This is a genomic window from Flavobacterium ginsengisoli (assembly GCF_029625315.1).
Taxonomy (GTDB): domain Bacteria; phylum Bacteroidota; class Bacteroidia; order Flavobacteriales; family Flavobacteriaceae; genus Flavobacterium; species Flavobacterium ginsengisoli.
This window is the reverse complement of sequence record NZ_CP121110.1, coordinates 4,260,260-4,285,833: the sequence shown is the minus strand read 5'-3', so window position 1 is coordinate 4,285,833 and position 25,574 is coordinate 4,260,260. Positions and strand designations below refer to the sequence as shown.

Here is a 25,574-nt window from a genome sequence, read left to right as displayed (position 1 = left end):
ACTCTACGATCCAAAAGAAAAAGGGATGAAATTTAAATAATTTCATCCCTTTTTCTTTTTTCATCTATTCATTTTATTTAAGCTCTTGGCAAGAAAACTTCTGCCATCATACATCTGGCACTTCCTCCACCACAAGCTTCAATTGTATCTAAACTCGAACTTAAAATTTCAGCGTGATTTTCTAATTGCGAAATTTGTTTCGGAGTTAAACTTTGATGTGCCGATGCGCTCATTACAATGTATCTCTTATCATCTTTCCCTCTAACCTCCAGCATATTTCCCGCAAAATTATTCACTTGATCTTCTGTGATTAAAATAACCTCTTTTTTGTCATCTTTTAAGTTATCCAAAACCATTTTGCGTTCTTTTTTATCATCAATAGAATCTGCGCAAATTACAGCAAAAGTTTCACCCAAACACATCATCACATTGGTATGATAAATTAATTTACGTTCACCATCGACGGTTTGAAAAGCTTCAAAAATTACAGGAGCATAATCAAAATCTTCGCAAAATTCTATAAACAATTCTTCATCTGCTCTTGGCGATAATGCGCAATACGCTTTTCCGTTTGCTCTATCTAATAACAAACTTCCTGTTCCTTCTAAGAAAATGCCATCTTCTTCTGCAGAAGTATAATCCATGATATTTGCAATTTCGAATCCTTTTTCTTCCAAAGTATCCAAAATATCTTCCCGACGTTCTTGACGACGATTTTCAGCAAACATTGGATAAAGCGCTACATCTCCGTTTTCATGAAATGAAACCCAATTGTTTGGAAAAATACTATCTGGAGTATCCGTTTCCAAATTATCTTCTACAACAGTTACATCTACTCCAACAGCTCTTAGCTTTTCAACAAAAGCATCAAATTCTTGTTGCGCTTTAGCATTAACCGTACTTGGTAAAAGTCCGTCCAATACTTTTTGATAATAATTATTTACAGCCGTCTGTTCATTCATTCTGAATGCAACTGGGCGAATCATCACGATAGCATTAGTAGTTTGTTTCATTTTTTATTTTTTTGTTTCAAGTTTCAGGTTTCAAGTTTTTCTAGAAGCCTGAAATTTAAAATTGTTTTTTTTAGTCTCTAATTAATGGAAGCGTCGAACATCTTAACAAACCTTCTTGCTTTGAAATTTCAGCATATGGAATTTCTTCAACGATAAAACCATTTTCACGAAGCCAGTTATTTAATCTCGTGAAATTCTTTTCAGAAACTACCACATTTTCATCAATTGAAAACACATTCGAAAACATATTATACATTTCGTTTCTTTCGATATGAAATAGATTTTCTTTCCCAAAAAGTTTCACTAAATAAAGATAATCTGCTTCTTCACGGAAACCTCTTTTATAGATAATTCCTTTGTCTTTTCCTACAGGCTGAAAACAGCAGTCTAGATGTAAAGCATTGTCTCTTGCTTCCAATTTAGATTTTACTAAATCAAATTCCTTTACAATCTTATTAGGGAATAATGATTTAATATAGTTTACACCATGCATATTTGTTCTTGCAGTAATATAATCTTTGTAATCGCTTCCTTTATAAGTTCCGATAAAAATATGATCATTCCAAAGCATCACATCTCCTCCTTCGATATGAACTTCTTCTGGAGGACGAACTACTTTTAATGGATCAATCTGATCAATTACATATTGAATAGCATCTAATTCACGTTCTCTATCTGGAAGAATATTCGATTTTACAAAGATATCATCAATTACAAACCCAATATCCCTAGCAAAAATCTGATTGTAATTTTCAATCATCTCTGGACGATAAACAGTTACATCATATTTCTGAAAAACAGCATTAAAAGCTTCCATTTCAGCAACCATATCTTTTTCTACAGGGTAAGTTCCTGCTTTAATATGTTCCAATGATTTAGGATCATAAGCCTCTTCTATAGTTGGGGTCGGTCCATTATTAACCGCAGAACCCAGAACTACAGCACGAAGTCGAGACGTTTCATTCTTTACATTTAATTGCAACATAACTTTATTGTATTTTGAGCAAATATAAAAAAAGCTTCACAGTTAAGTGAAGCTTTCGTTTTTTATTTATTAGACTTAAACTCTCGTAAAGGATGTCCTGTATAAATTTGTCTTGGTCTTCCGATTGGCTCTTTATTTTCACGCATCTCTTTCCATTGCGCAATCCAACCTGGTAATCTTCCAATTGCAAACATAACAGTAAACATATCTGTTGGAATTCCTAAAGCTCTGTAAATAATTCCAGAATAGAAATCAACGTTTGGATATAAGTTTCTTGATTTGAAGTACTCATCTTCAAGAGTTGCTTTTTCTAATTTTCTTGCAATATCTAAAATCGGATCTTCAACACCTAAAGTCTCTAATACTTCTGTTGCGACTTTTTTGATGATTTTAGCTCTTGGGTCAAAGTTTTTGTAAACTCTGTGTCCGAATCCCATTAAACGGAATGGATCATTTTTATCTTTCGCTTTCGCTAAGAACTTATCTGTATCACCACCGTCTTTATTGATTTCTTCAAGCATTTCAAGTACTGCTTGGTTAGCTCCACCATGAAGTGGCCCCCATAAAGCAGAAACTCCTGCAGAAACTGAAGCAAATAAACCTGCATGAGAAGAACCTACCATTCTTACAGTTGAAGTAGAACAGTTTTGCTCGTGATCTGCATGAAGAATGAATAATTTATCTAAGGCATTTACAATTACAGGATTTGCAGCGTAAGGTCCTGTAGGCAATTTAAACATTAATTGCATAAAGCTTTCTACATAACCCTTTGTATTATCGTAGTAATTTAAAGGATAACCCATAGATTTTCTGTAAGTCCATGTAGCAATCACTAAAAATTTGGCCATTGTTTTACAAATAGCTTCGTACATTTCTTTTTCGTTATCAACATTAACCGCTTTAGGATTAAAAGCCGTTAAAGCGCTCGTTAGAGCAGATAACACTCCCATTGGATGAGCCGTTTTAGGGAAACCGTCAATGATATTTTTCATTTCTTCGTTTACCAAAGAATGTTTTTTAATACCATTTTCAAAATCTTCTAATTGTTTAGCTGTAGGTAATTCACCGAAAATCAAAAGATATGATACTTCTAAGAAACTGGCTTTTTCAGCAAGGTCTTCAATAGAATATCCTCTGTAACGTAAAATTCCTTCTTCTCCGTCTAGGAAAGTGATTTCACTTGTACAAGATCCTGAATTTTTATAACCTGGATCAAGGGTAATATAACCTGTTAAATCACGTAATTTGTTGATATCGATAGCTGATTCGTTTTCACTCCCTGTGATTACCGGAAGTTCAACCTTTTTACCATCTATTTCTAATGTAGCTATTTTTGACATAATATACTGGAAATAATTCTTTAAATAATAATTTATCAAATCTAATGAATTTAAGACTAATTTAAAAAAGAATACTGCTATGAATTTGTTAAAAGTCCAAAAAAAAACCATCCGCCGCGGCGGATGGTTTTTTCCAATATATAATTTCAGAAATTATTTGATTTTAAAAGCATTTAAACCAGGAAAATAAGCAGTATTTCCAAGCTCTTCTTCAATTCTCAATAATTGGTTGTATTTAGCCATACGATCTGAACGAGAAGCAGAACCAGTTTTAATTTGACCACAGTTTAAAGCCACAGCTAAGTCTGCAATTGTATTATCTTCTGTTTCTCCAGAACGGTGAGACATTACTGAAGTATACCCAGCATTTTTAGCCATGTTTACTGCAGCGATAGTTTCTGTTAAAGTTCCAATTTGGTTTACTTTTACTAAGATTGAGTTAGCAATTCCTTTTTCGATACCAGTTGATAAACGAGCAACGTTAGTTACGAACAAATCATCACCTACTAATTGTACTTTATCTCCAATTTTTTCAGTTAAAGCTTTCCATCCATCCCAATCATCTTCGTACATACCGTCCTCGATAGAGATAATTGGATATTTAGCAGCAAGTTCAGCTAAGTATTGAGCTTGTTCTTCAGAAGTTCTGATTTTTCCAGTTTCTCCTTCAAATTTAGTGTAATCGTATTTTCCGTTTACATAAAACTCAGAAGCAGCACAATCAAGAGCAATCATAATTTCGTCTCCGAAAGAATATCCTGCTTTTTCAACAGCTAATTTGATAGTATCTAAAGCGTCCTCAGTTCCACCAGCTAAATTTGGAGCAAAACCTCCTTCATCACCAACAGCAGTACTTAAACCTCTATCATGTAATACTTTTTCAAGTTGTGGAAAATTTCAGTTCCCATTTGCATTGCATGTGTAAAAGAAGTCGCTTTTACTGGGAAAATCATAAACTCTTGGAATGCGATCGGCGCATCAGAGTGAGAACCTCCATTGATGATGTTCATCATTGGAACCGGTAACGTATTAGCAGAAACACCACCTACGTATCTGTATAATGGCAAGCCAAGTTCATTAGCAGCAGCTTTAGCAGCAGACCAAAGAAACCCCTAAAATAGCATTAGCTCCTAATTTAGATTTATTTGGAGTACCATCTAAATCAATCATTAATTGGTCAATTGTGTTTTGTTCGAAAACAGAAGTCCCAACTAATTCTTCAGCAATAATAGTATTTACATTATTCACTGCATTCAAAACACCTTTACCTAGGTAAGCTTTACCTCCATCACGTAATTCAACAGCTTCGTGCTCTCCTGTAGATGCTCCAGATGGAACAGCAGCTCTACCTAAAACTCCATTTTCAGTTACTACATCAACTTCAATAGTTGGGTTACCTCTAGAATCAAGAATTTGTCTTGCGTGAACTTTAATTATAATACTCATTATTTTTGTTTTTTATTAATAAATTATATTTTTTTTCGAAATTATAAAAATATTTAATACTATAAACGCATTTTAGACATTAAACACCTTTATTTATTAACTACATCGTTTTAGACCTTACTACTTTTAATATTCTCTACGAATTGGTCAAACAAATATGACGAATCGTGTGGTCCTGGACTAGCCTCTGGGTGATATTGAACTGAAAAACAATTTTTATTCTTCATTCTCATTCCCGCAACAGTTCCATCATTTAAGTGAACATGAGTTATTTCAAGCTCTGGATGATTCTCTAATTGTTCTCTCTTAACAGCAAATCCGTGATTTTGAGAAGTTATTTCGCCTTTACCTGTGATGATATTTTTAACCGGGTGATTAATTCCACGGTGTCCATTAAACATCTTATAGGTTTCAACACCATTTGCCAAACCGATTACCTGATGTCCTAAACAGATTCCGAACAAAGGCTTGTTATCTGCTAATATTTCCTTTGCTACTTGAATCGCTCCAAACAATGGATCTGGATCCCCTGGCCCATTTGACAAGAAATATCCATCTGGATTAAACTCAGTCATATCTTTATAAGTTGAATCAAATGGATATACTTTAATATAACAATCTCTTTTAGCAAGGTTTCTTAAAATGTTCTTTTTAATTCCTAGATCTAAAGCTGAGATTTTATAAGTTGCATTTTCATCTCCGAAGAAATATGGTTCTTTAGTAGAAACCTTAGAAGCTAATTCTAAACCTTCCATATTTGGAACATTCGCCAATTCTTTCTTTAAATCTTCAACTGGAGTTCCATCTGTGCAAATTACAGCATTCATCGCTCCATTGTCACGAATGTAACTTACAAGTGCACGAGTATCAACATCAGAAATACAGATTAAATTTTGTTTAGCAAAATAATCTTCCAAGCTTCCTGAAGCATTCTCTCTAGAATAATTAAAACTAAAGTTTTTACAAACTAAACCGGCAATTTTAATACTATCAGATTCAACTTCAGAATCATTAACACCATAGTTTCCGATATGTGTATTTGTAGCAACCATAATTTGACCGAAATAAGAAGGATCAGTAAAAATTTCCTGATACCCTGTCATTCCAGTATTAAAACAAACTTCACCGAAAGTTTTACCGCTAATTCCGATAGATTTTCCGTGAAAGATTGTTCCATCACTAAGTAATAAGATGGCGCTTTGTCGTGTTGTGTATTTCATTATTTAATTTGAATTGTTTTTTTAATCAAGATATAAAACCAATATAAAGGTTTTAAGTGTAATTAGATATTTTGCAAATTTACTTCTTTAAAATAGCCCTTCCAAGATTTTTTAAAACTTTCATTCGTAAAAATAAAACCTATCATTTTAAATAAGTTACATTTCTTCCGTTTCAAAAAAATCAAAAAAAAGGATAAACTAAAAATTAGTTTATCCTTGATTTCTATAGAATGATTACTTTCATAATTATTCAGAAGCTTCAGTAGTCGTTTCTGTTTCAGCAGCAGGAGCTTCTGGAGCAGCAGTTTCAGCTTTTTTAGCTTTACCACCACGACGGCTTTTAGCTTTTTTAACTTCTTTTTTACCTCCGTTGTAAAGTTCATTGAAGTCAACAAGTTCGATCATCGCCATATCAGCGTTATCTCCCAAACGATTTCCAACTTTAATGATACGAGTGTATCCTCCTGGACGGTCACCTACTTTAGCGACCACATCTCTGAACAAATCAGTTACAGCGTATTTGTTACGTAAGTAAGCAAAAACAATACGACGATTGTGAGTCGTATCTTCTTTTGATTTAGTGATTAAAGGCTCAACGAATTGTTTAAGCGCTTTAGCTTTAGCAACAGTAGTGTTAATACGTTTGTGCTCGATAAGAGAACAAGCCATATTAGCCAACATAGCTTTTCTATGTCCAGTCTGTCTGCTTAAGTGGTTGAATTTTTTTCCGTGTCTCATGACGTGTTTTTTTTATCTTCATCTTGCTACAATCCACTATGGAGAGCAAAATATGAAGTAAATTATTCTTTATCTAATTTGTATTTAGCTAAATCCATTCCGAAAGTCAAATTTTTAACTGCAACAAGTTCATCAAGTTCAGTTAAAGATTTTTTACCGAAATTACGGAATTTCATTAGGTCATTTTTATTGAACGATACTAAATCACCAAGTGTATCAACTTCAGCCGCTTTCAAGCAATTTAATGCTCTCACAGATAAATCCATATCAACAAGCTTAGTTTTAAGCAATTGTCTCATATGCAATGACTCTTCATCATACGATTCTGTTTGTGCAATTTCGTCAGCCTCAAGTGTAATTCTTTCGTCAGAAAACAACATGAAATGGTGAATTAAAACTTTAGCGACTTCAGTAAGAGCATCTTTAGGATTAATAGATCCATCAGTTTTAATTTCAAAAACTAATTTTTCATAATCTGTTTTTTGCTCTACACGGAAATTTTCGATTGCATATTTTACATTTTTTACCGGAGTAAAAATAGAATCTGTAAAAATTGTTCCAATTGCAGGCATTCTGTTTTTTGTTCTCTTCAGCAGGAACGTATCCTCTACCTTTCTCGATTGTTAAATCGAAGTTCAATTTGATTTTAGAATCTAAATTACAGATAACAAGGTCTGGATTCAAAACTTGAAAACCTGAGATAAATTTTTGAAAATCACCTGCTGTTAGTTGATCTTTACCAGAAACAGAAATAGTAACTGATTCATTATCTATATCTTCGATCTGACGTTTGAAACGTACTTGTTTTAGATTAAGGATAATTTCGGTAACATCCTCTACAACACCTGAAATAGTAGAAAACTCATGATCTACACCTTCGATACGAACAGATGTAATTGCATAACCTTCTAACGCTGAAAGCAAAACTCTTCTAAGTGCATTACCAACTGTCAATCCGTAACCAGGTTCTAAAGGTCTAAACTCAAATTTACCTTCAAAATCGGTTGAATCGATCATGATAACTTTATCGGGCTTTTGAAAATTAAATATTGCCATAAATTTCGACTAAGTCAATTATTATTTGTTGTACAACTCTACGATTAATTGTTCTTTAATGTTTTCTGGAATTTGAAGTCTTGCAGGAACAGAAACAAAAGTTCCTTCTTTAAGATCATTGTTCCAAGTAATCCATTCATAAACATGACTTGAATTTGATAAAGAACGTTCGATAGCTTCTAAAGATTTAGATTTTTCACGAACTGCAACTTTATCACCAGGCTTAAGGTGGTAAGAAGGAATATTAACAACCTCTCCATTTACAGTAATGTGTCTGTGAGAAACGATTTGACGCGCACCTCTTCTAGATGGAGCAATTCCCATTCTAAAAACAACATTATCTAATCTTGCTTCGCATAATTGTAATAAAACTTCACCAGTAACCCCTTTAGTTGCTGATGCTTTTTCGAATAAATTTCTGAATTGTTTTTCTAAAATTCCATAAGAATATTTAGCTTTTTGCTTTTCCATTAATTGAACAGCGTACTCAGATTTTTTTCCTCTTTTTTTAGCCATCCCGTGTTGTCCAGGTGGGTAATTTCTTTTTCGAAAGATTTATCATCTCCGAAGATTGCCTCGCCAAATTTACGAGCGATTTTGGTTTTAGGACCAGTATATCTTGCCATTTTAAAAAAAATTTAAGGTAGAAATTATGAATTCAGGTCTAATCCTTCGATAATCTATGTTCTACCTTGGTTATACTATAAAAATAAAAAATTAAACTCTACGTCTTTTTGGAGGACGACATCCGTTGTGTGGCATTGGAGTAACATCAATAATTTCAGTAACTTCAATTCCACCGTTATGAATAGAACGGATAGCAGACTCACGTCCGTTACCTGGTCCTTTTACATAAACTTTCACTTTTTTAAGTCCTGCCTCAAGTGCTACTTTAGCGCAATCTTCCGCTGCCATTTGAGCTGCATAAGGAGTGTTCTTTTTAGAACCTCTGAAACCCATTTTACCAGCTGAAGACCAAGAGATAACTTCACCTTTCTTATTAGTCAAAGAAATAATAATGTTATTAAAAGTGGCAGAAATATGAGCCTCACCCGTTGATTCAACGATAACTTTACGTTTTTTTGCAGTTGCTTTAGCCATATTACTTATTATTTAGTTGCTTTTTTCTTGTTAGCAACAGTTTTTCTTTTACCTTTTCTTGTTCTTGAGTTGTTTTTAGTTCTTTGTCCTCTTAATGGAAGACCAGATCTATGACGAATACCTCTGTAACATCCAATATCCATTAAACGCTTAATGTTTAAAGAAATTTCAGAACGTAATTCTCCTTCAATTTTGTAAAATGAAACAGCTTCACGAATCGCTCCGATCTCATCATCATTCCAATCTTGAACTTTTTTATCTTGGCTAACTTGAGCTTTTTCTAAAATCTCAATAGCTCTACTTTTTCCTAATCCGAAAATATAGGTAAGTGCGATAACACCTCTTTTGTTTTTTGGGATATCTACCCCTGCTATTCTTGCCATAATTATCCTTGTCTTTGTTTAAATCTAGGATTCTTTTTGTTTATTACGTACAGTCTCCCTTTTCTACGCACGATAATGCACTCGGCACTTCTCTTTTTACTGATGCTCTAACTTTCATAGTGAATATCCTTTAATATCGATAAGTAATTCTTGCTTTTGACAAATCATAAGGACTCATTTCTAGTTTCACTTTATCACCAGGTAATAACTTGATGTAATGCATTCGCATTTTTCCAGAAATATGAGCAATTACAATATGTCCATTTTCTAACTCTACACGGAACATCGCATTTGACAATGCTTCAATGATTGATCCGTCTTGTTCTATTGCTGATTGTTTTGCCATAAATATATTAAGCTACCGCTTTTCTATTTTTACCAGTCTTCATTAAACCATCATAATGTTTATTTAACAAGTATGAATTGATCTGCTGAATAGTATCTATTGCAACACCAACCATAATTATTAATGAGGTACCTCCAAAAAACATTGCCCAAGATTGTTGTACATCCATAATACTTACAACAATAGCTGGGAACACAGCAATCAAAGCAAGGAATAAAGATCCTGGGAAAGTTATTAAAGACATCACTTTATCAAGGAAATCAGAAGTTTCTGCTCCTGGACGTACGCCTGGAATAAAACCACCGCTTCTTTTTAAATCATCAGCCATTTTGTTAGTAGGAACGGTGATTGCAGTATAAAAGAATGTAAATACAATAATTAAAGTTGCAAAAACAAAATTATACCAGAAACCAAACATATTACTAAATGCACCAACAATAGATTGTGATGTATCTGATTTAGACAATCCAGCCACTGCTGCAGGGATAAACATAATTGCTTGCGCAAAAATAATTGGCATTACTCCAGAAGCATTAAGCTTTAGAGGAATCCATTGTCTATTACCTCCTGCCAAATCTTGTTCGTAATCTCCAGTTGTTGTACGACGAGCGTATTGTACTGGAATTTTACGTACTGCCATTGTAAGCAATACACAAGAAATGATAACTAATAGCCACACAATAATTTCAATAACTAATAACATTGGACCTCCATTGTTATTGGTAACACGTGTTGTAAACTCTTGAATAAAAGCTTGCGGTAAACGTGCTAAAATACCAACCATAATTAACAATGAAATACCATTTCCAATACCTTTATCTGTAATTTTCTCACCAAGCCACATAGCAAAAATTGTACCTGTAACTAAAATGATAACTGACGAGAACAAAAATTCAGGTGAATTAAAGCCTAGCAAAAATGCATTACTAGGCAATGTTCTGTATAAATTATAGATATAAGTTGGACCTTGAACCAATGTGATAGCGATTGTCAACCAACGAGTGATTTGATTAATCTTTTTTCTACCACTTTCCCCATCATTTTGAAGTTTTTGTAAATATGGAATCGCAATTCCCATTAACTGAACAACAATAGACGCAGAAATATAAGGCATGATACCTAAGGCAAATACTGAAGCCTTAGAGAAAGCACCCGGTGAACATGTCTAGAATAGACCCTAGACCATTTTTAGTTTGTCCCGCTAAACCAGTCAATTGCGTTGCGTCAATTCCAGGAAGCGTAACGTGTGCTCCAAAACGATATACTAAAAGTAATCCTAAAGTAATTAAGATTCTATTCTTTAGTTCTTCGATTTTCCAAACATTACTTATTGATTCAATAAATTTCTTCATCTTAATAGATAAGTTATATAGTTACAGCTTCTCCACCAGCAGCTTCAATAGCAGCTTTAGCAGTAGCAGTAAATTTGTGGGCAGTTACTTTTAATTTTGCTTTCAATTCTCCTCTACCTAAAATCTTAACGATTTCATTTTTAGTAGCTAGACGATTTGCTACGAACTCTGTCATAGAAACAGAATCAGTAATTGCACCGTTATCAACTAATAATTGAAGAGTATCTAAATTAACACCTTCGTATTCTTTACGATTGATGTTTTTGAAACCAAACTTAGGTACACGTCTTTGAAGTGGCATCTGCCCTCCTTCAAAACCAATCTTTTTAGAATAACCAGAACGAGATTTTGCTCCTTTGTGTCCACGTGCAGCGGTACCACCTTTTCCAGAACCTTCTCCTCTACCTAATCTTTTATTTTGATTGTGTGTAGATCCCTCAGCAGGTTGTAAGTTACTTAAATTCATAACAGTATTTGTTATTTAGCTTCTTCAACAGAAACTAAGTGTTTAACTTTGTTTATCATCCCAAGGATAGCAGGATTTGACTCATGCTCCACAACTTGTCCAATTTTACGTAGACCTAAAGCTTCTAAACCTCTCTTTTGAGAAAGAGGGCAGTTGATTTTGCTTCTTACTTGTTTTACTAATAATTTAGCCATAATTTCCTAATTAACCTTTAAAAACTTTCTCTAAAGAAACACCTCTTTGTTTTGCAACAGTATGAGCGCTTCTCATTTGCAATAAAGCATCAAAAGTTGCTTTTACTACGTTATGTGGATTTGACGATCCTTGAGATTTAGACAATACATCGTGAATACCTACTGACTCAAGAACTGAACGAACAGCTCCACCAGCAATAACCCCAGTACCATGAGATGCTGGAATTAAGAATACACGTGCACCACCAAATTTACCTTTTTGTTCGTGAGGAACAGATTGTCCATTCAAAGGAATTCTAACTAAATTTTTCTTAGCATCTTCTACTGCTTTCGCAATTGCTTCAGAAACGTCTTTAGATTTTCCTAATCCGTGACCAACTACTCCATTTTCATCACCTACAACTACAATAGCAGAAAAACCAAAAGCTCTACCTCCTTTTGTAACTTTAGTAACACGATTAACACTAACTAGACGATCTTTTAATTCAAGACCACTAGGTTTTACCAATTCTACATTTTTGTATTTAGACATAATATATTAGAATTTAAGTCCAGCGGCTCTTGCGCCTTCTGCTAATGATTTAATACGACCGTGATACAAATACCCACCTCTATCGAAAGTGATAGTATCAATCCCGGCTTTTAACGCTTTCTCCGCAACTAGTTTTCCAACAGCAGCAGCTACTTCAACGTTAGTACCTTTTCCTATTTCTTTTTCTCTAGAAGATGCGACTAAGATAGTAACTCCATTTACATCATCAATGATTTGAGCGTAAATTTCTTTATTACTTCTAAATACAGAAAGTCTTGGTCTTGCAGCAGAACCACTAACCGATTTTCTAATTCTGAATTTAATTCTCTGTCTTCTTTCAGATTTTGTTAATGACATAATCTTATATTTTAAGCTGATTTACCTGCTTTTCTTCTTAATACTTCACCCACAAATTTAACACCTTTTCCTTTGTATGGCTCTGGCTTACGGAATCCTCTGATTTTCGCGAGCAACTTGACCTAAAAGTTGTTTATCAAATGATGTTAATTTTACGATAGGGTTCTTACCTTTTTCAGATATTGTTTCTAAACTTACTTCAGGAGCAATTTCTAAAACAATATTGTGAGAATATCCAAGAGCTAAATCTAATTTTTGACCTTGGTTTGAAGCTCTATAACCAACTCCAACTAATTCTAGTTCTTTTGTGAAACCTTCAGAAACACCAACAATCATATTATTGATCAAAGATCTAAATAATCCGTGTTTTGCTCTATGGTCTTTATGATCAGACGATCTTTCAACTAAAACTTGATCGCCTTCAACTTTTACAGCTACGTCCGAAAACTCCTGAACTAGTTGACCTTTTTTTCCTTTTACTGTAATAATACCGTCTTTAACTTCAACAGTTACACCAGCAGGGATTACAATTGGGCTTTTACCTATTCTTGACATCTTATCTAGTGTTTAAAATTAGTATACGTAACAAATTACCTCACCACCTACATTTAATTGCTTAGCTTGTTTTCCAGTCATCAAACCTTTTGATGTAGAAACAATAGCAATTCCTAATCCGTTAAGGATTCTAGGTAATTTGGCAGCACCTGCGTACTTACGTAAACCAGGTTTACTAATTCTTTGGATATCTTTGATTACAGGCTCTTTAGTATCTTTATCATACTTCAAAGCAATTTTGATAGAACCTTGTACTGTGTTCTGCTCAAATTTGTAACTTAAGATGTAACCTTGATCAAATAAGATCTTAGTTATCTCTTTTTTTAGATTAGAAGCTGGAATTTCAACAACTTTGTGGTTTGCAGCCACAGCGTTACGAACTCTAGTCAAATAATCTGCAATAGGATCTGTATACATATGTATTTGATTGCGATTATGGTTTTCGGGAAACACTCGTTTCCCGAACCTTTAATCAATTAAAAATTATTTTTTGGTTTGCAAAAGTAATAACTTATTGCGAGATTACCAAGAAGCCTTTTTAACTCCTGGAATTAACCCATTGTTAGCCATTTCACGGAAAGTTACACGTGAAATACCGAATTGACGGATATAACCTCTAGGTCTACCTGTTAATTTACAACGGTTGTGTAAACGAACTGGTGAAGCATTTTTAGGCAATCTTTGTAAACCTTCGTAGTCTCCAGCTTCTAATAAAGCTTTTCTCTTCTCAGCATACTTAGCTACCGTTTTCTCTCTTTTCACCTCGCGGGCTTTCATTGATTCTTTAGCCATGTCTTAATTCTTTTAAAAGGTAATCCTAATTCAGCCAATAATGACTTTGCTTCCTTATCAGTTTTTGCAGTAGTAACAAAAGTAATATCCATTCCTGAAATTTTGTTTACTTTATCAATATCAATTTCTGGGAAAATGATTTGCTCTAAAACTCCAAGATTGTAGTTACCTCTTCCGTCGAAACCAGTAGCTTTAATACCACTGAAATCTCTAACACGTGGCAAAGCTGAAGTAATAAGTCTATCTAAAAACTCATACATTCTTTCTCCGCGTAAAGTAACTTTTGCTCCAATAGGCATTCCTTTTCTCAATTTGAAAGACGCAACGTCTTTCTTAGAGATTGTAGAAACTGCTTTTTGTCCAGTGATCTTTGTTAACTCATCAACCGCATAGTCAATAAGTTTTTTATCAGATACAGCTGCACCAACTCCACGGCTCAAAACGATTTTTTCAAGTTTTGGAACTTGCATTACGTTTGTATATCCGAACTCTTCTTTAAGAGCAGAGATTACTCTACTCTTATATTCTTCTTTTAGTCTAGGTGTATATGCCATTACTATAGTACTTGATTAGATTTTTTTGAAAATCTTACTTTCTTATCTCCTTCTACTCTAATACCTACTCTAGTTGTCTCCTTAGTTTTAGGATCAATTAAAGCAATGTTAGAAATTTGAATAGAAGCCTCTTTCTTAACGATACCACCTTGAGGGTTTTTAGCACTTGGTTTAGTGTGTTTTGAAACCAAGTTCACACCTTCAACTATCGCTTTGTTTTTTTCACGGTAAACACGTAAAACTTTACCTTCAGCACCTTTATGGTCTCCAGCAATAACTCTTACGATATCTCCTGATTTTATTTTTAGCTTTATCATCTTAAAACGAATTAAAGCACTTCTGGTGCTAATGATACAATTTTCATGAATTGTTTTTCACGAAGTTCTCTTGCTACCGGACCAAAAACACGAGTTCCTCTCATTTCCCCTGCAGCATTCAAAAGAACACATGCATTGTCATCGAAACGGATATAAGAACCATCGGCTCTTCTCACTTCTTTTTTAGTACGCACAACAACTGCAGTTGAAACAGCTCCTTTCTTAACGTTTCCGTTTGGAGTTGCATCTTTGATAGAAACTACAATTTTGTCACCAACAGAGGCATATCTTCTTTTAGTACCTCCTAAAACACGAATAGTTAAAACTTCTTTAGCTCCCGTGTTATCTGCTACTTTTAGTCTTGATTCTTGTTGTACCATAATTATTTAGCTCTTTCTAAGATTTCAACTAATCTCCAACATTTTGTTTTACTTAAAGGACGCGTTTCGCTAATTCTTACAGTATCACCAATGTTACAGTCGTTTTTTTCGTCGTGTGCAACATATTTTTTTGTTTTCAACACGAACTTACCGTATAATGGGTGTTTTACTTTTCTTACTTCAGAAATAACGATAGATTTATCCATCTTATTTGAAGTAACAACACCTATTCTTTCTTTTCTTAAATTTCTTTTTTCTTCCATCTTTCAGCAGAATACAATTATTGTAACTCTCTTTTAGTTAACTCTGTAGCTAATCTTGCAACTGTTCTTCTAACGCTTCTAATTTGAAGTGGGTTAGCAATTGGAGAGATAGCATGAGCCATTTTTAGGTCAGCATATACTTTCTTAGTTTGACTAAGCTTTTCTTGCAACTCCGCTGCAGAAAGATCTTTTATTTCTGATTGTTTCATAATAAATATAAATTATGCTTCGAAATCTCTAGCAACGACGAACTTAGTTTTTACTGGAAGCTTTTGAGCCGCAAGACGTAACGCCTCTTTTGCAACTGACAAAGGAACTCCTCCAACTTCAAACATAATTCTTCCTGGTTTAACAACAGCAGCCCAATACTCAACTGCTCCTTTACCTTTACCCATACGTACTTCAAGAGGTTTCTTAGTAATAGGTTTGTCTGGGAAAATTTTAATCCATAATTGTCCCTCTCTTTTCATGTAACGAGTTGCAACAATACGTGCAGCTTCGATTTGACGAGAAGTTAAGAACATTCCATCTTCATGTACAGATTTAATACCAAACATTCCATTTGAAAGCTCATGCCCTCTTTGAGAGTTACCTTTCATTCTACCTTTTTGTACCTTACGGTATTTTGTTCTTTTAGGCTGTAACATTTTTCTTTAGTTTAAAAATTTACTTTCTTTTACGAGCGTCTGGTTTTCCACCTTTGTTAAAGTTAGATTTGCCTCTAGGAGCATCTCCACCTTTTCCACCACCTGTACCAGATTGTTTTTTATCCATTCCAGCAAGTGGAGAAAGTTCTCTCTTACCGTAAACTTCACCTTTCATGATCCATACTTTAATCCCCATTCTACCATAAGTAGTGTGAGCTTCAGCAAGAGCATAATCAATGTCAGCTCTGAAAGTTGATAGAGGAATTCTACCTTCTTTGAAACCTTCCGAACGCGCCATCTCAGCTCCATTCAAACGACCAGAAATCAAAACTTTGATACCTTCAGCGTTCATACGCATAGAAGCAACAATAGCCATTTTGATTGCACGTCTGTAAGAAATACGGCTTTCGATTTGACGAGCGATGCTTGTCGCCACAAGATAAGCATCTAACTCAGGTCTTTTGATTTCAAAGATGTTGATTTGAACCTCTTTGTCAGTAACCTTCTTAAGTTCTTCTTTTAACTTGTCTACCTCTTGTCCACCTTTTCCAATAATGATACCAGGTCTAGCAGTAGTGATAGTAACGGTTACAAGTTTCAAAGTTCTCTCGATGATTACTTTTGATACACTAGCTTTTGATAAACGAGCATGGATATACTTTCTGATTTTGTGATCTTCGGCTAATTTATCACCGTAATCATTTCCACCATACCAGTTTGAGTCCCATCCTCTGATGATACCAAGTCTATTTCCAATTGGATTTGTCTTTTGTCCCATGTCGCTTAAGAATTGCTTTGTGTGTTATTGATAGCTCCAAGCACGATTGTTACGTGATTAGAACGTTTTCTGATTCTGTGTGCACGACCTTGCGGAGCTGGACGAAGTCTTTTTAACATCATTCCACCATCTACTCTGATCTCTTTAACAAATAATCCAGCTTCTTCTAAATTACCTTCACTATTTTTTTGCTCCCAGTTATTGATTGCAGATAATAATAGTTTTTCTAATTTTCTTGAAGCTTCTTTAGAACTGAATCTTAAAATGTTAAGTGCTCTTTCTACCTTCTGACCTCTTACCAAGTCCGCTACTAAGCGCATTTTTCTAGGTGAAGTAGGGCAGTTATTCAATTTTGCGAAAGCGATAGACTTATTAGCCTCTTTTCTCGCATCTGCTGTTTCTCTTTTACGAACTCCCATTGCTTCTTATTTTTTACCTTTATTTTTTGCTCCAGCATGACCTCTAAAAGATCTAGTTGGTGAAAACTCTCCTAATTTGTGACCTACCATGTTTTCTGTTACGTAAACTGGTACAAATTGACGGCCGTTATGAACTGCGATAGTTTGTCCAACGAAATCTGGAGTAATCATTGAAGCTCTAGACCAAGTCTTAACAACTGCATTTTTACCACTTTCTACGTTTTCTTGAACTTTCTTGTCTAATTTATAATGAACGAAAGGTCCTTTTTTTAATGAACGTGCCATATCTTATTATTTCTTTCTACGTTCTACGATATACTTGTTACTCGGGTTTTTCTTAGAACGAGTTCTGTAACCTTTAGCTGGCAATCCGTTTCTTGAACGTGGGTGCCCTCCAGAAGAACGTCCTTCACCACCTCCCATAGGGTGATCAACTGGGTTCATCGCTACTGGTCTAGTTCTAGGTCTTCTTCCTAACCATCTTGTTCTACCTGCTTTTCCAGATACAACTAATTGATGGTCAGAATTAGAAACAGCTCCAATTGTAGCCGAACAAGTTAACAAGATTAATCTTGTCTCACCAGATGGCATTTTAATTGTTGCATATTTCCCGTCTCTTGCCATTAACTGAGCAAAAGTTCCAGCTGAACGAGCAATAACAGCTCCTTGTCCTGGACGTAACTCAATACAAGATATAACAGTTCCAAGAGGAATTCTGCTTAAAGGTAATGTATTACCAATCTCTGGTTGAGATTCTGGTCCAGAAACTAATTTCTGACCAACTTTCAATCCATTTTGAGCGATAATATAAGTTTTCTCTCCATCAGCATAAGCTAACAAAGCGATGAACGCAGTACGATTTGGATCGTATTCGATTGATTTCACTGTAGCTGGAATTCCATCTTTAGTTCTTTTGAAATCGATGATACGATATCTCTGCTTGTGACCACCACCCGTATAACGCATGGTCATCTTTCCTTGACTATTTCTACCTCCAGAGTTTTTTATCGGCGCTATCAAAGAGCGTTCCGGCTTATCAGTTGTAATGGCGTCATAACCATTCACAACTCTAAATCGCTGACCTGGGGTAATAGGTTTTAATTTTCTTACTGACATTTTTCTATCTTAGATATTGTTGTAAAAATCAATTGTTTCTCCTTCTTGTACTTGTACAATTGCTTTTTTATAAGCATTTGTCTTTCCACTGATTAAACCACTTTTAGTGTATTTAGTAGATCTATCTGGTCTCACATTCATTGTGTTAACAGAAACGATAGTTACTCCATAAGCAGCCTCAACAGCTTTCTTAATCTCAACTTTGTTTGCTTTTTTGTTAACAACGAATCCGAAGCGGTTTAGAACTTCACTTTCTTTGGTTACTTTTTCCGTTACTATAGGCTTAATAATGATGCTCATATTCCTATTATTTACTTAAATTTTCTTCAATTAACTCTAAAGAACCCTCTAAAAGCACCAAATTATTAGCGTTTAATATTGCGTAAGTGCTTAATTCTGAGCTAGTTACAACATTTGAAGCCTTTAAATTACGTGACGACAAATATACGTTTTTATTTGACTCACCCAACACAAATAGAGATTTTTTACTCTCTAACCCTAAAGCTTTCAAAACGTTAATGAAATTTTTAGTGTTTGGCGTTTCAAAATTAAAGTCTTCTAAAACTACAATATTTGACTCTTTTGCTTTGATTGAGAAAGCTGATTTTCTAGCCAATCTCTTCAATCCTTTATTCAATTTGAATGAATAACTTCTTGGTCTTGGTCCGAAAACTGTTCCACCACCTTTAAACAATGGATTCTTAACACTTCCTGCACGAGCAGTACCAGTTCCTTTTTGTTTTTTAATCTTACGCGTACTTCCAGTTACTTCAGCTCTTTCTTTAGCTTTATGAGTACCTTGTCTTTGATTAGCAAGATATTGCTTAACATCAAGATATACAGCGTGATTGTTTGGCTCAATTGCGAATACTGAATCAGAAAGTTGAACTTTTCTTCCAGTATCTTTTCCGTTGAAATCTAATACTTTTACTTCCATTACTTCTGAATGATTACATAAGAGTTTTTGTGCCCAGGAATACATCCTTTAACAACAAGTAGATTCTTTTCAGCAACTACTTTTAAAACTCTAAGGTTTTGAACTTTTACATTTTCTCCTCCCATTCTTCCAGCCATACGCATTCCTTTGAATACTCTAGATGGATAAGAAGAAGCTCCTACAGAACCTGGCGCTCTTAAACGGTTGTGCTGACCATGAGTAGCTTGTCCAACACCACCAAAACCGTGACGTTTAACAACACCTTGGAAACCTTTACCTTTAGACACACCTTGTACATCTACAAATTCTCCTTCTTCAAAAATAGTAACATCAATAAGATCTCCTAATTTTTGTTCAGTTGCAAAATCTTGGAATTCAACGACTTTTTTCTTAGCAACAGTTCCAGCTTTTTTAAAGTGACCTAAAGCCGCTTTAGTAGAATGTTTCTCGTTTTTGTCATCGAAACCAAGTTGCAACGCTTCATACCCGTCAACCTCGTTGGTTCTGACTTGGGTAACAACGCATGGCCCAGCTTCGATTACTGTACAAGGAATGTTTTTCCCGTTTTCGTCGAAAATACTAGTCATGCCGATTTTCTTACCAATTAACCCAGACATAAATATTAATTATTAATTACTAAAATTCCCTTCAATTTGAAAATAACAGAAATTTCCAAACAGGGAGTGCAAAAGTAGACATTAAAATTGAATATACCAAACAGTTACAAAAATTAAATCGCTCATAATCAAAATCCAAGCTCAAAAGCAACACTAAAAACAACTTAGATTATTCAAAATTTCAACCTATTTTTTCCAACACACAAACAAACTACACTTAACAATTAACCAACAAAATCATAACAAAAAAATCCTGCATCACTTTAAAACAAAGGCCTTTAAAGAAATTCATTAGAAAAATTCAAAACTAAAACTTCACAAAATCAACCAACTAAAGGCATTTTTAAAAACAAAAAAAAGCGAGACATTTCTGACTCGCTTTTTATATAAAAAAATATAAAAAAAATTATACTTTTATCTCTACTTCAACACCACTTGGCAATTCAAGTTTCATTAAAGCATCAATTGTTTTAGATGAAGATGAATAAATATCAATCAATCTCTTGTATGACATTACTTCAAATTGCTCTCTCGCTTTTTTGTTAACGTGCGGAGAACGCAATACAGTGAAAAGTTTTTTGTGAGTTGGCAACGGAATTGGACCTGTTACAACCGCTCCAGTAGTTTTTACTGTTTTTACGATCTTTTCAGCAGATTTATCTACCAACATGTGATCGTAAGATTTTAGTTTTATTCTGATTTTTTGACTCATTTTCTTAAAATTAAGCGTTACCTTTTGCTTTTTTGATTACCTCTTCTGAAATATTAGAAGGTGTTTCTGCATAGTGAGAAAACTCCATTGTTGAAGTCGCTCTACCAGAAGATAATGTTCTTAATGTAGTTACATAACCAAACATTTCTGATAAAGGCACATCAGCTTTAATCGTTTTAGCACCATTTCTGTCACCCATATCATTAACTTGTCCTCTACGACGGTTCAAGTCACCTACGATATCACCCATGTTTTCTTCTGGAGTAATAACTTCGATTTTCATGATTGGCTCAAGAATAACAGCTCCAGCAGCACGTCCCGACTCTTTATAACCCATTCTAGCGACTAATTCAAAAGAAAGAGCATCAGAATCCACAGGGTGGAAAGATCCATCTAATAAAGTTACTTTCAAACTATCAACAGCGTATCCAGCTAATGGACCTGTTTTCATAGCCTCACGGAAACCTTTTTCAACAGCAGGAATATACTCTTTAGGTACGTTACCACCTTTTACCTCATTTACGAACTGTAATCCAACTGGAACTTTACCATCAACTTCATCAGCAGGCTCGATTCTAAATACGATATCACCGAATTTACCACGACCTCCAGATTGTTTTTTGTAAGTTTCTCTATGCTGAGCAGATTTAGTAAACGCCTCTTTGTATTCTACTTGTGGCTCACCTTGGTTAACCTCTACTTTAAACTCACGTTTCATACGATCAACTAAGATATCTAAGTGAAGCTCACCCATACCAGAAATAATAGTTTGACCTGAAGCCTCATCAGTTCTTACAGTAAACGTTGGATCCTCTTCAGCCAATTTAGCCAAAGCCATACCCATTTTATCAACGTCAGCTTTAGTTTTAGGCTCAATAGCAATACCAATTACTGGCTCTGGGAATTTCATAGATTCCAAGATAATTGGACTCTTTTCATCACACAAAGTATCTCCAGTTTTGATATCTTTAAATCCTACAGCAGCTCCAATATCTCCAGCCTCAATAAATTCGATTGGATTTTGTTTATTAGCGTGCATTTGGTAAATACGAGAAATTCTCTCTTTGTTACCAGAACGAGTATTTAAAACATAAGAACCAGCATCTAAACGTCCAGAATAAGCACGGAAGAAAGCTAAACGACCTACGAATGGGTCAGTAGCAATTTTAAACGCTAAAGCAACAAACGGCTCTTTTACATCTGGGCGACGTAAGATTTTAGTTTGATCTTCTTCTAATAATTCAGCATCATCAGGATGAATTCCTTCGATACCTTCTTTATCTAATGGAGATGGTAAATATTTACAAACAGCATCTAACATGAATTGAACTCCTTTGTTTTTGAAAGAAGAACCAGCAAGCATAGGAATGATTGCCATATCAATAGTAGCCGCTCTTAATGCATTGTTGATTTCTTCCTCTGTAATAGAGTTTTCATCTTCCATGTATTTATCCAAAAGATTCTCATCATAAGTAGCGATCTCTTCGATAAGGATAGAACGGTAGTGTTTTACATCATCAACCATATCAGCTGGGATATCCACAATATCAAAAGTAGCTCCTTGAGTTTCATCATGCCATACAATAGCTTGATTTTTCACTAAGTCAACAATACCTTTAAAATCTGCTTCATCACCAATAGGTAAAGTAATTGCAACCGCATTCGATTTCAACATATCTTTAACCTGTCCGCATACAGCTAAAAAGTTAGCACCTTGACGGTCCATTTTATTTACGAATCCCATACGAGGAACTCTATATTGATCAGCAAGTCTCCAGTTAGTTTCTGATTGAGGCTCAACACCATCAACAGCACTAAATAAGAAAACTAAACCATCAAGTACACGTAAAGAACGGTTTACCTCTACAGTAAAGTCAACGTGTCCAGGAGTATCAATAATATTAAAGTGGTATGGTAATGATTCTGGAATAACTTTACCTTGTACAGTTGGAAAGTTCCAAGTACAAGTTGTAGCAACTGAAGTAATTGTAATACCTCTTTCTTGCTCTTGAGCCATCCAGTCCATTGTTGCAAGCACCATCGTGCACCTCACCAATTTTGTGTGACTTTCCAGTGTAAAAAAGAATACGCTCAGTTGTTGTTGTTTTACCAGCATCAATGTGAGCGACGATTCCGATATTTCTTGTATATTTTAAATCTCTAGCCATTTCTTTACGAATTAAAATCTAAAGTGAGAGAATGCTTTATTAGCTTCTGCCATTTTGTGAGTATCCATTCTTTTCTTAACCGCAGCACCTTCTTCTTTAGCAGCAGCCTAAACACTCAGAAGCTAAACGTTGTGCCATAGATTTTTCATTTCTTCTTCTAGAATAAAGTATTAACCACTTCATTGCCATAGAAATTTTTCTGTCTGGACGAATTTGCATTGGGATTTGGAATGTAGCTCCACCAACTCTACGGCTACGTACTTCTACGTGAGGCATAACGTTAGTTAAAGCATCTTTCCAGATCTCTAATGAAGTTTTCTCATCATTTTGCTTTTTAGTTTCGATGATATCAATTGCATCATAAAATACTTTAAAAGCTGTAGATTTCTTACCATCCCACATTAAGTTGTTCACAAAACGTGTAACTAATTGGTCATTAAACCTTGGATCCGGTAAAAGTGGTCTTTTCTTTGCCGCTCTTTTTCTCATGTCTTTTTCTTAAAAGTTTTTAAATTACTTTTTTGCTTCTTTTGGGCGTTTAGCACCGTACTTAGATCTTCTTTGCGTTCTTCCTGCAACTCCTGACGTGTCAAGCGCTCCACGAACGATATGATATCTAACACCTGGTAAATCTTTTACCCTTCCACCTCGCACTAATACTATCGAGTGCTCTTGTAGATTATGTCCTTCTCCTGGGATGTAAGCATTCACCTCATTACCATTTGTCAAACGTACACGCGCAACTTTACGCATTGCAGAGTTTGGTTTTTTTGGTGTAGTAGTGTAAACACGCGTACAAACCCCTCTTCTTTGAGGACAAGAATCTAAAGCAACCGATTTACTCTTCTTAGTGATCTGAGTTCTTCCTGTTCTTACTAATTGTTGAATTGTTGGCATAATTAATACTAAAAATTATTATGTTTATTAAATTCCCGCTTTTTACGGGGTTGCAAATGTATAAAATATTTTTCAGTATACAAACGTTAAATCATTAATTTTCAACAACATTATTTATATCTATGATTTAACAAAGAAACATTAGATATTTGCTTTACATTTAACTAACAAAACAATTGCTTTTGAAACAATTTTATTACATACTCATTTTTCTCTTATCGGCTAATTGTTTTGCGCAATCTTTCTACCTTAATATAAACGGAATTAATAAAAAACAGAATCAAACCATTGACTCGATTTCTTACACAAAAAAACATCCAAATATTAAATCAATAAACAGCGAAATTACGACAGTAATAAACAGACTTGCAAAACAAGGCTATATTGACTCTAAAGTACTGGAAAACAAAAGAACAAACGACACCATATATAACGTTTTAATAGATCTAAAAAACAGAATAAAAGAAGTACATATATATATAGGTATAAATAATTTTTCTCATGAGTCAAAAAAAACAGAAAATGACAGCATAATTATACCTTATTCAGAACTTGAAAATTTCTTAAATCAAGAAATATCAGAGAATGAAAAAGCAGGTTTTGCATTTTCTAAAATCAAACTACAAAATATCAAAAAAAAGAATTCGATAATTTACGCTGACTTAAATTTTAATTCCGAAAAAAAACGAACCCTAAATTCCATTATTATAAATTATACCAATCCTGCTTTAAAAGATTATTTTCCGAAAGGAGCAGTAAAACAACTAAACAAAAAATACCTAAACAAAACTTTCAATCAAGAAACTGTCAAAAAACTTCATGATGACATCAATAGCTTTGAGTTTGTTTCTCAACCTAAATACCCAGAAATTTTATTTACACCAGACTCAACCAAAGTCTATACCTATCTTGACAAAAGGAAAGCAAACAATTTTGATGGTTATATTGGCTTTTCCAATGACGAAAACAAAAAGCTAATATTAAATGGCTACCTAGATATTTCATTAACCAATATACTTCGAGCTGGCGAAAAATTTTCCTTATACTGGAAAAGCGACGGAAATCAACAAAAAACTTTCAACACAAAGCTTGAGATTCCATATCTATTTCAATCACCACTTGGAATAAAGGCACAATTAAACATTTTTAAACAAGACAGTACTTTTCAGAATACAAAAACAGATATTAATCTCGGCTATTATTTAAACTACAATTCTAAAATCTATCTTGGTTATCAGTCAACCGAATCGAGCGATATTCAAAACGCCAACAATTCTACAATTAGCGATTTCAACAACTCCTATCTGACATCCACATATGAATACAAAAGAATAGATCCAAATAATAGCTTAATGCCTGGAAAAGCTTTTTTAAGCACAATCGTAGGTTTTGGAAAACGAGAAACAAATAATGATCCTGAGACCGCAGATCCAAGCAAACAATTCTACCTAAATTTAAATGCAACATATAATTTTGAACTAAATAGCAAAAATTACATTAACATAAATTCTCAAAATTTTTACTTAGACAGTAAAAATTACATTTCGAACGAATTATTTCGATTTGGCGGAATGAACTCAATTAGAGGATTTTCAGAAAATAGTCTTCAAGCAAACTTTTATTCAGCAATTCTTACAGAATATCGATATATGTTTTCAAAAAGCGCATACATTCATTCAATTACGGATTACGCTATATATCAAGACTTAACCAATATTTCAAATCCTAAAAAAATTAAGAATTTAATAGGAATCGGGATAGGTGCAGGAATACAAACAAAAAACGGAATTTTACGAATTATTCTCACGAATGGTCAGGAAAATCAGCAAGAAATACAATTATATAACACTATCGTAAACATATGTTATAATGTTAAATTTTAAAGTTTACCAA

31 protein-coding genes and 8 pseudogenes are annotated in these 25,574 nt (G+C 34.2%); 1 reads left to right on the top strand and 38 read right to left on the bottom strand.

Annotated features, from left to right (window positions below; genetic code table 11):
- Positions 1–77 precede the first annotated feature (77 nt).
- The 38 genes and pseudogenes from ctlX to rpsL form a co-directional block, all read right to left on the bottom strand.
- The gene (ctlX, locus tag P5P87_RS20215) at positions 78–1,013 is read right to left on the bottom strand and encodes a citrulline utilization hydrolase CtlX (protein WP_278020396.1); all 936 of its coding nucleotides are present in this window, start codon (positions 1,011–1,013) and stop codon (positions 78–80) included.
- A gap of 70 nt (positions 1,014–1,083) precedes the next feature.
- Positions 1,084–1,998 carry a dimethylarginine dimethylaminohydrolase family protein gene (locus P5P87_RS20210; protein ID WP_278020395.1) on the bottom strand — a complete coding sequence of 305 codons (915 nt, stop codon included), beginning with the start codon at positions 1,996–1,998 and terminating at the stop codon, positions 1,084–1,086.
- Positions 1,999–2,060: 62 nt separating this feature from the next.
- Positions 2,061–3,338, bottom strand: coding sequence for a citrate synthase (locus tag P5P87_RS20205; RefSeq protein ID WP_278020394.1), 1,278 nt, complete (start codon positions 3,336–3,338; stop codon positions 2,061–2,063).
- Positions 3,339–3,491: 153 nt separating this feature from the next.
- A pseudogene (gene eno, locus P5P87_RS20200) lies at positions 3,492–4,348 on the bottom strand (phosphopyruvate hydratase).
- Positions 4,349–4,427: 79 nt separating this feature from the next.
- Complete coding sequence (locus P5P87_RS25985) at positions 4,428–4,784, bottom strand: phosphopyruvate hydratase family protein (RefSeq protein WP_340696583.1); 357 nt, start codon at positions 4,782–4,784, stop codon at positions 4,428–4,430.
- A gap of 110 nt (positions 4,785–4,894) precedes the next feature.
- Positions 4,895–6,004 (bottom strand): glutamine-hydrolyzing carbamoyl-phosphate synthase small subunit, encoded by a 1,110-nt coding sequence (carA, locus tag P5P87_RS20195; RefSeq protein ID WP_278020393.1) that lies wholly within the window; start codon positions 6,002–6,004, stop codon positions 4,895–4,897.
- A gap of 246 nt (positions 6,005–6,250) precedes the next feature.
- The gene (gene rplQ, locus P5P87_RS20190) at positions 6,251–6,742 is read right to left on the bottom strand and encodes a 50S ribosomal protein L17 (RefSeq protein ID WP_278020392.1); all 492 of its coding nucleotides are present in this window, start codon (positions 6,740–6,742) and stop codon (positions 6,251–6,253) included.
- A gap of 62 nt (positions 6,743–6,804) precedes the next feature.
- Positions 6,805–7,798, bottom strand: a pseudogene (locus P5P87_RS20185) (DNA-directed RNA polymerase subunit alpha).
- A 21-nt stretch (positions 7,799–7,819) separates the two neighbouring features.
- A pseudogene (gene rpsD / locus P5P87_RS20180) lies at positions 7,820–8,424 on the bottom strand (30S ribosomal protein S4).
- Positions 8,425–8,515: 91 nt separating this feature from the next.
- Entirely contained in the window at positions 8,516–8,899 is a 384-nt protein-coding gene (gene rpsK / locus P5P87_RS20175; RefSeq protein WP_026727866.1) for a 30S ribosomal protein S11, read from the bottom strand.
- Between the two features lie 8 nt (positions 8,900–8,907).
- Positions 8,908–9,282, bottom strand: coding sequence for a 30S ribosomal protein S13 (gene rpsM / locus P5P87_RS20170; RefSeq protein ID WP_008464322.1), 375 nt, complete (start codon positions 9,280–9,282; stop codon positions 8,908–8,910).
- A 2-nt stretch (positions 9,283–9,284) separates the two neighbouring features.
- Positions 9,285–9,400, bottom strand: a pseudogene (ykgO, locus tag P5P87_RS20165) (type B 50S ribosomal protein L36).
- 12 nt (positions 9,401–9,412) lie between these two features.
- Complete coding sequence (infA, locus tag P5P87_RS20160; protein WP_007136545.1) at positions 9,413–9,628, bottom strand: translation initiation factor IF-1; 216 nt, start codon at positions 9,626–9,628, stop codon at positions 9,413–9,415.
- A 7-nt stretch (positions 9,629–9,635) separates the two neighbouring features.
- Positions 9,636–10,980, bottom strand: a pseudogene (gene secY / locus P5P87_RS20155) (preprotein translocase subunit SecY).
- Between the two features lie 13 nt (positions 10,981–10,993).
- Positions 10,994–11,446 carry a 50S ribosomal protein L15 gene (rplO, locus tag P5P87_RS20150; RefSeq protein WP_095931496.1) on the bottom strand — a complete coding sequence of 151 codons (453 nt, stop codon included), beginning with the start codon at positions 11,444–11,446 and terminating at the stop codon, positions 10,994–10,996.
- A gap of 11 nt (positions 11,447–11,457) precedes the next feature.
- Entirely contained in the window at positions 11,458–11,640 is a 183-nt protein-coding gene (gene rpmD, locus P5P87_RS20145) for a 50S ribosomal protein L30 (protein WP_008464315.1), read from the bottom strand.
- 10 nt (positions 11,641–11,650) lie between these two features.
- The gene (gene rpsE / locus P5P87_RS20140) at positions 11,651–12,175 is read right to left on the bottom strand and encodes a 30S ribosomal protein S5 (protein ID WP_085949269.1); all 525 of its coding nucleotides are present in this window, start codon (positions 12,173–12,175) and stop codon (positions 11,651–11,653) included.
- Between the two features lie 3 nt (positions 12,176–12,178).
- The gene (gene rplR, locus P5P87_RS20135) at positions 12,179–12,529 is read right to left on the bottom strand and encodes a 50S ribosomal protein L18 (RefSeq protein WP_278020391.1); all 351 of its coding nucleotides are present in this window, start codon (positions 12,527–12,529) and stop codon (positions 12,179–12,181) included.
- Positions 12,530–12,540: 11 nt separating this feature from the next.
- Positions 12,541–13,084, bottom strand: a pseudogene (gene rplF / locus P5P87_RS20130) (50S ribosomal protein L6).
- 18 nt (positions 13,085–13,102) lie between these two features.
- Positions 13,103–13,501 carry a 30S ribosomal protein S8 gene (gene rpsH, locus P5P87_RS20125; RefSeq protein WP_008464306.1) on the bottom strand — a complete coding sequence of 133 codons (399 nt, stop codon included), beginning with the start codon at positions 13,499–13,501 and terminating at the stop codon, positions 13,103–13,105.
- 105 nt (positions 13,502–13,606) lie between these two features.
- Complete coding sequence (gene rpsN, locus P5P87_RS20120) at positions 13,607–13,876, bottom strand: 30S ribosomal protein S14 (RefSeq protein WP_008464305.1); 270 nt, start codon at positions 13,874–13,876, stop codon at positions 13,607–13,609.
- Positions 13,858–14,430 carry a 50S ribosomal protein L5 gene (gene rplE / locus P5P87_RS20115; RefSeq protein WP_278020390.1) on the bottom strand — a complete coding sequence of 191 codons (573 nt, stop codon included), beginning with the start codon at positions 14,428–14,430 and terminating at the stop codon, positions 13,858–13,860. The genes rpsN and rplE overlap by 19 nt, the downstream gene beginning before the upstream one ends.
- Positions 14,431–14,432: 2 nt before the next feature.
- On the bottom strand, positions 14,433–14,747 hold the full coding sequence (gene rplX / locus P5P87_RS20110; protein ID WP_008464300.1) for a 50S ribosomal protein L24: 315 nt from the start codon (positions 14,745–14,747) through the stop codon (positions 14,433–14,435).
- An 11-nt stretch (positions 14,748–14,758) separates the two neighbouring features.
- Positions 14,759–15,127 (bottom strand): 50S ribosomal protein L14, encoded by a 369-nt coding sequence (gene rplN, locus P5P87_RS20105; protein ID WP_007803649.1) that lies wholly within the window; start codon positions 15,125–15,127, stop codon positions 14,759–14,761.
- A gap of 2 nt (positions 15,128–15,129) precedes the next feature.
- Complete coding sequence (gene rpsQ, locus P5P87_RS20100) at positions 15,130–15,390, bottom strand: 30S ribosomal protein S17 (protein WP_008464298.1); 261 nt, start codon at positions 15,388–15,390, stop codon at positions 15,130–15,132.
- 17 nt (positions 15,391–15,407) lie between these two features.
- Positions 15,408–15,599, bottom strand: coding sequence for a 50S ribosomal protein L29 (rpmC, locus tag P5P87_RS20095; protein WP_008464297.1), 192 nt, complete (start codon positions 15,597–15,599; stop codon positions 15,408–15,410).
- A 12-nt stretch (positions 15,600–15,611) separates the two neighbouring features.
- Positions 15,612–16,037 (bottom strand): 50S ribosomal protein L16, encoded by a 426-nt coding sequence (rplP, locus tag P5P87_RS20090; protein WP_278020389.1) that lies wholly within the window; start codon positions 16,035–16,037, stop codon positions 15,612–15,614.
- Between the two features lie 19 nt (positions 16,038–16,056).
- The gene (rpsC, locus tag P5P87_RS20085; RefSeq protein ID WP_278020388.1) at positions 16,057–16,815 is read right to left on the bottom strand and encodes a 30S ribosomal protein S3; all 759 of its coding nucleotides are present in this window, start codon (positions 16,813–16,815) and stop codon (positions 16,057–16,059) included.
- A 5-nt stretch (positions 16,816–16,820) separates the two neighbouring features.
- A complete protein-coding gene (gene rplV / locus P5P87_RS20080) occupies positions 16,821–17,234 on the bottom strand; it encodes a 50S ribosomal protein L22 (RefSeq protein ID WP_007803631.1) in 414 nt (137 codons plus the stop codon).
- Between the two features lie 6 nt (positions 17,235–17,240).
- A complete protein-coding gene (rpsS, locus tag P5P87_RS20075) occupies positions 17,241–17,519 on the bottom strand; it encodes a 30S ribosomal protein S19 (RefSeq protein WP_008464288.1) in 279 nt (92 codons plus the stop codon).
- A 6-nt stretch (positions 17,520–17,525) separates the two neighbouring features.
- Positions 17,526–18,350 (bottom strand): 50S ribosomal protein L2, encoded by an 825-nt coding sequence (gene rplB, locus P5P87_RS20070; protein WP_008464287.1) that lies wholly within the window; start codon positions 18,348–18,350, stop codon positions 17,526–17,528.
- 9 nt (positions 18,351–18,359) lie between these two features.
- Positions 18,360–18,650 (bottom strand): 50S ribosomal protein L23, encoded by a 291-nt coding sequence (gene rplW / locus P5P87_RS20065; RefSeq protein ID WP_198857781.1) that lies wholly within the window; start codon positions 18,648–18,650, stop codon positions 18,360–18,362.
- A 7-nt stretch (positions 18,651–18,657) separates the two neighbouring features.
- On the bottom strand, positions 18,658–19,287 hold the full coding sequence (gene rplD / locus P5P87_RS20060; protein WP_198857782.1) for a 50S ribosomal protein L4: 630 nt from the start codon (positions 19,285–19,287) through the stop codon (positions 18,658–18,660).
- On the bottom strand, positions 19,287–19,904 hold the full coding sequence (rplC, locus tag P5P87_RS20055) for a 50S ribosomal protein L3 (RefSeq protein ID WP_144217592.1): 618 nt from the start codon (positions 19,902–19,904) through the stop codon (positions 19,287–19,289). The genes rplD and rplC overlap by 1 nt, the downstream gene beginning before the upstream one ends.
- Before the next feature lie 406 nt (positions 19,905–20,310).
- The gene (rpsJ, locus tag P5P87_RS20050; RefSeq protein ID WP_007803605.1) at positions 20,311–20,616 is read right to left on the bottom strand and encodes a 30S ribosomal protein S10; all 306 of its coding nucleotides are present in this window, start codon (positions 20,614–20,616) and stop codon (positions 20,311–20,313) included.
- A gap of 10 nt (positions 20,617–20,626) precedes the next feature.
- Positions 20,627–22,784: pseudogene (gene fusA, locus P5P87_RS20045) on the bottom strand (elongation factor G).
- An 11-nt stretch (positions 22,785–22,795) separates the two neighbouring features.
- Positions 22,796–23,273 (bottom strand): annotated as a pseudogene (gene rpsG / locus P5P87_RS20040) (30S ribosomal protein S7).
- A 24-nt stretch (positions 23,274–23,297) separates the two neighbouring features.
- On the bottom strand, positions 23,298–23,681 hold the full coding sequence (rpsL, locus tag P5P87_RS20035) for a 30S ribosomal protein S12 (RefSeq protein WP_007136570.1): 384 nt from the start codon (positions 23,679–23,681) through the stop codon (positions 23,298–23,300).
- Between the two features lie 182 nt (positions 23,682–23,863).
- Between rpsL and P5P87_RS20030 the strand changes: the two genes are divergently transcribed.
- A complete protein-coding gene (locus P5P87_RS20030; RefSeq protein WP_278020387.1) occupies positions 23,864–25,564 on the top strand; it encodes a BamA/TamA family outer membrane protein in 1,701 nt (566 codons plus the stop codon).
- Positions 25,565–25,574: the final 10 nt, after the last annotated feature.

What these genes read in the sequence shown, in the direction of transcription:
- ctlX (WP_278020396.1), bottom strand. Translation starts at nt 1,013, where the DNA reads ATGAAACAAACTACTAATGCTATCGTGATGATTCGCCCAGTTGCATTC.
- P5P87_RS20210 (WP_278020395.1), bottom strand. Translation starts at nt 1,998, where the DNA reads ATGTTGCAATTAAATGTAAAGAATGAAACGTCTCGACTTCGTGCTGTA.
- P5P87_RS20205 (WP_278020394.1), bottom strand. Translation starts at nt 3,338, where the DNA reads ATGTCAAAAATAGCTACATTAGAAATAGATGGTAAAAAGGTTGAACTT.
- P5P87_RS25985 (WP_340696583.1), bottom strand. Translation starts at nt 4,784, where the DNA reads ATGAGTATTATAATTAAAGTTCACGCAAGACAAATTCTTGATTCTAGA.
- carA (WP_278020393.1), bottom strand. Translation starts at nt 6,004, where the DNA reads ATGAAATACACAACACGACAAAGCGCCATCTTATTACTTAGTGATGGA.
- rplQ (WP_278020392.1), bottom strand. Translation starts at nt 6,742, where the DNA reads ATGAGACACGGAAAAAAATTCAACCACTTAAGCAGACAGACTGGACAT.
- rpsK (WP_026727866.1), bottom strand. Translation starts at nt 8,899, where the DNA reads ATGGCTAAAGCAACTGCAAAAAAACGTAAAGTTATCGTTGAATCAACG.
- rpsM (WP_008464322.1), bottom strand. Translation starts at nt 9,282, where the DNA reads ATGGCAAGAATAGCAGGGGTAGATATCCCAAAAAACAAAAGAGGTGTT.
- infA (WP_007136545.1), bottom strand. Translation starts at nt 9,628, where the DNA reads ATGGCAAAACAATCAGCAATAGAACAAGACGGATCAATCATTGAAGCA.
- rplO (WP_095931496.1), bottom strand. Translation starts at nt 11,446, where the DNA reads ATGAATTTAAGTAACTTACAACCTGCTGAGGGATCTACACACAATCAA.
- rpmD (WP_008464315.1), bottom strand. Translation starts at nt 11,640, where the DNA reads ATGGCTAAATTATTAGTAAAACAAGTAAGAAGCAAAATCAACTGCCCT.
- rplR (WP_278020391.1), bottom strand. Translation starts at nt 12,529, where the DNA reads ATGTCATTAACAAAATCTGAAAGAAGACAGAGAATTAAATTCAGAATT.
- rpsH (WP_008464306.1), bottom strand. Translation starts at nt 13,501, where the DNA reads ATGTATACAGATCCTATTGCAGATTATTTGACTAGAGTTCGTAACGCT.
- rpsN (WP_008464305.1), bottom strand. Translation starts at nt 13,876, where the DNA reads ATGGCTAAAGAATCAATGAAAGCCCGCGAGGTGAAAAGAGAGAAAACG.
- rplE (WP_278020390.1), bottom strand. Translation starts at nt 14,430, where the DNA reads ATGGCATATACACCTAGACTAAAAGAAGAATATAAGAGTAGAGTAATC.
- rplX (WP_008464300.1), bottom strand. Translation starts at nt 14,747, where the DNA reads ATGATAAAGCTAAAAATAAAATCAGGAGATATCGTAAGAGTTATTGCT.
- rplN (WP_007803649.1), bottom strand. Translation starts at nt 15,127, where the DNA reads ATGGTACAACAAGAATCAAGACTAAAAGTAGCAGATAACACGGGAGCT.
- rpsQ (WP_008464298.1), bottom strand. Translation starts at nt 15,390, where the DNA reads ATGGAAGAAAAAAGAAATTTAAGAAAAGAAAGAATAGGTGTTGTTACT.
- rpmC (WP_008464297.1), bottom strand. Translation starts at nt 15,599, where the DNA reads ATGAAACAATCAGAAATAAAAGATCTTTCTGCAGCGGAGTTGCAAGAA.
- rplP (WP_278020389.1), bottom strand. Translation starts at nt 16,037, where the DNA reads ATGTTACAGCCTAAAAGAACAAAATACCGTAAGGTACAAAAAGGTAGA.
- rpsC (WP_278020388.1), bottom strand. Translation starts at nt 16,815, where the DNA reads ATGGGACAAAAGACAAATCCAATTGGAAATAGACTTGGTATCATCAGA.
- rplV (WP_007803631.1), bottom strand. Translation starts at nt 17,234, where the DNA reads ATGGGAGTTCGTAAAAGAGAAACAGCAGATGCGAGAAAAGAGGCTAAT.
- rpsS (WP_008464288.1), bottom strand. Translation starts at nt 17,519, where the DNA reads ATGGCACGTTCATTAAAAAAAGGACCTTTCGTTCATTATAAATTAGAC.
- rplB (WP_008464287.1), bottom strand. Translation starts at nt 18,350, where the DNA reads ATGTCAGTAAGAAAATTAAAACCTATTACCCCAGGTCAGCGATTTAGA.
- rplW (WP_198857781.1), bottom strand. Translation starts at nt 18,650, where the DNA reads ATGAGCATCATTATTAAGCCTATAGTAACGGAAAAAGTAACCAAAGAA.
- rplD (WP_198857782.1), bottom strand. Translation starts at nt 19,287, where the DNA reads ATGGAAGTAAAAGTATTAGATTTCAACGGAAAAGATACTGGAAGAAAA.
- rplC (WP_144217592.1), bottom strand. Translation starts at nt 19,904, where the DNA reads ATGTCTGGGTTAATTGGTAAGAAAATCGGCATGACTAGTATTTTCGAC.
- rpsJ (WP_007803605.1), bottom strand. Translation starts at nt 20,616, where the DNA reads ATGAGTCAAAAAATCAGAATAAAACTAAAATCTTACGATCACATGTTG.
- rpsL (WP_007136570.1), bottom strand. Translation starts at nt 23,681, where the DNA reads ATGCCAACAATTCAACAATTAGTAAGAACAGGAAGAACTCAGATCACT.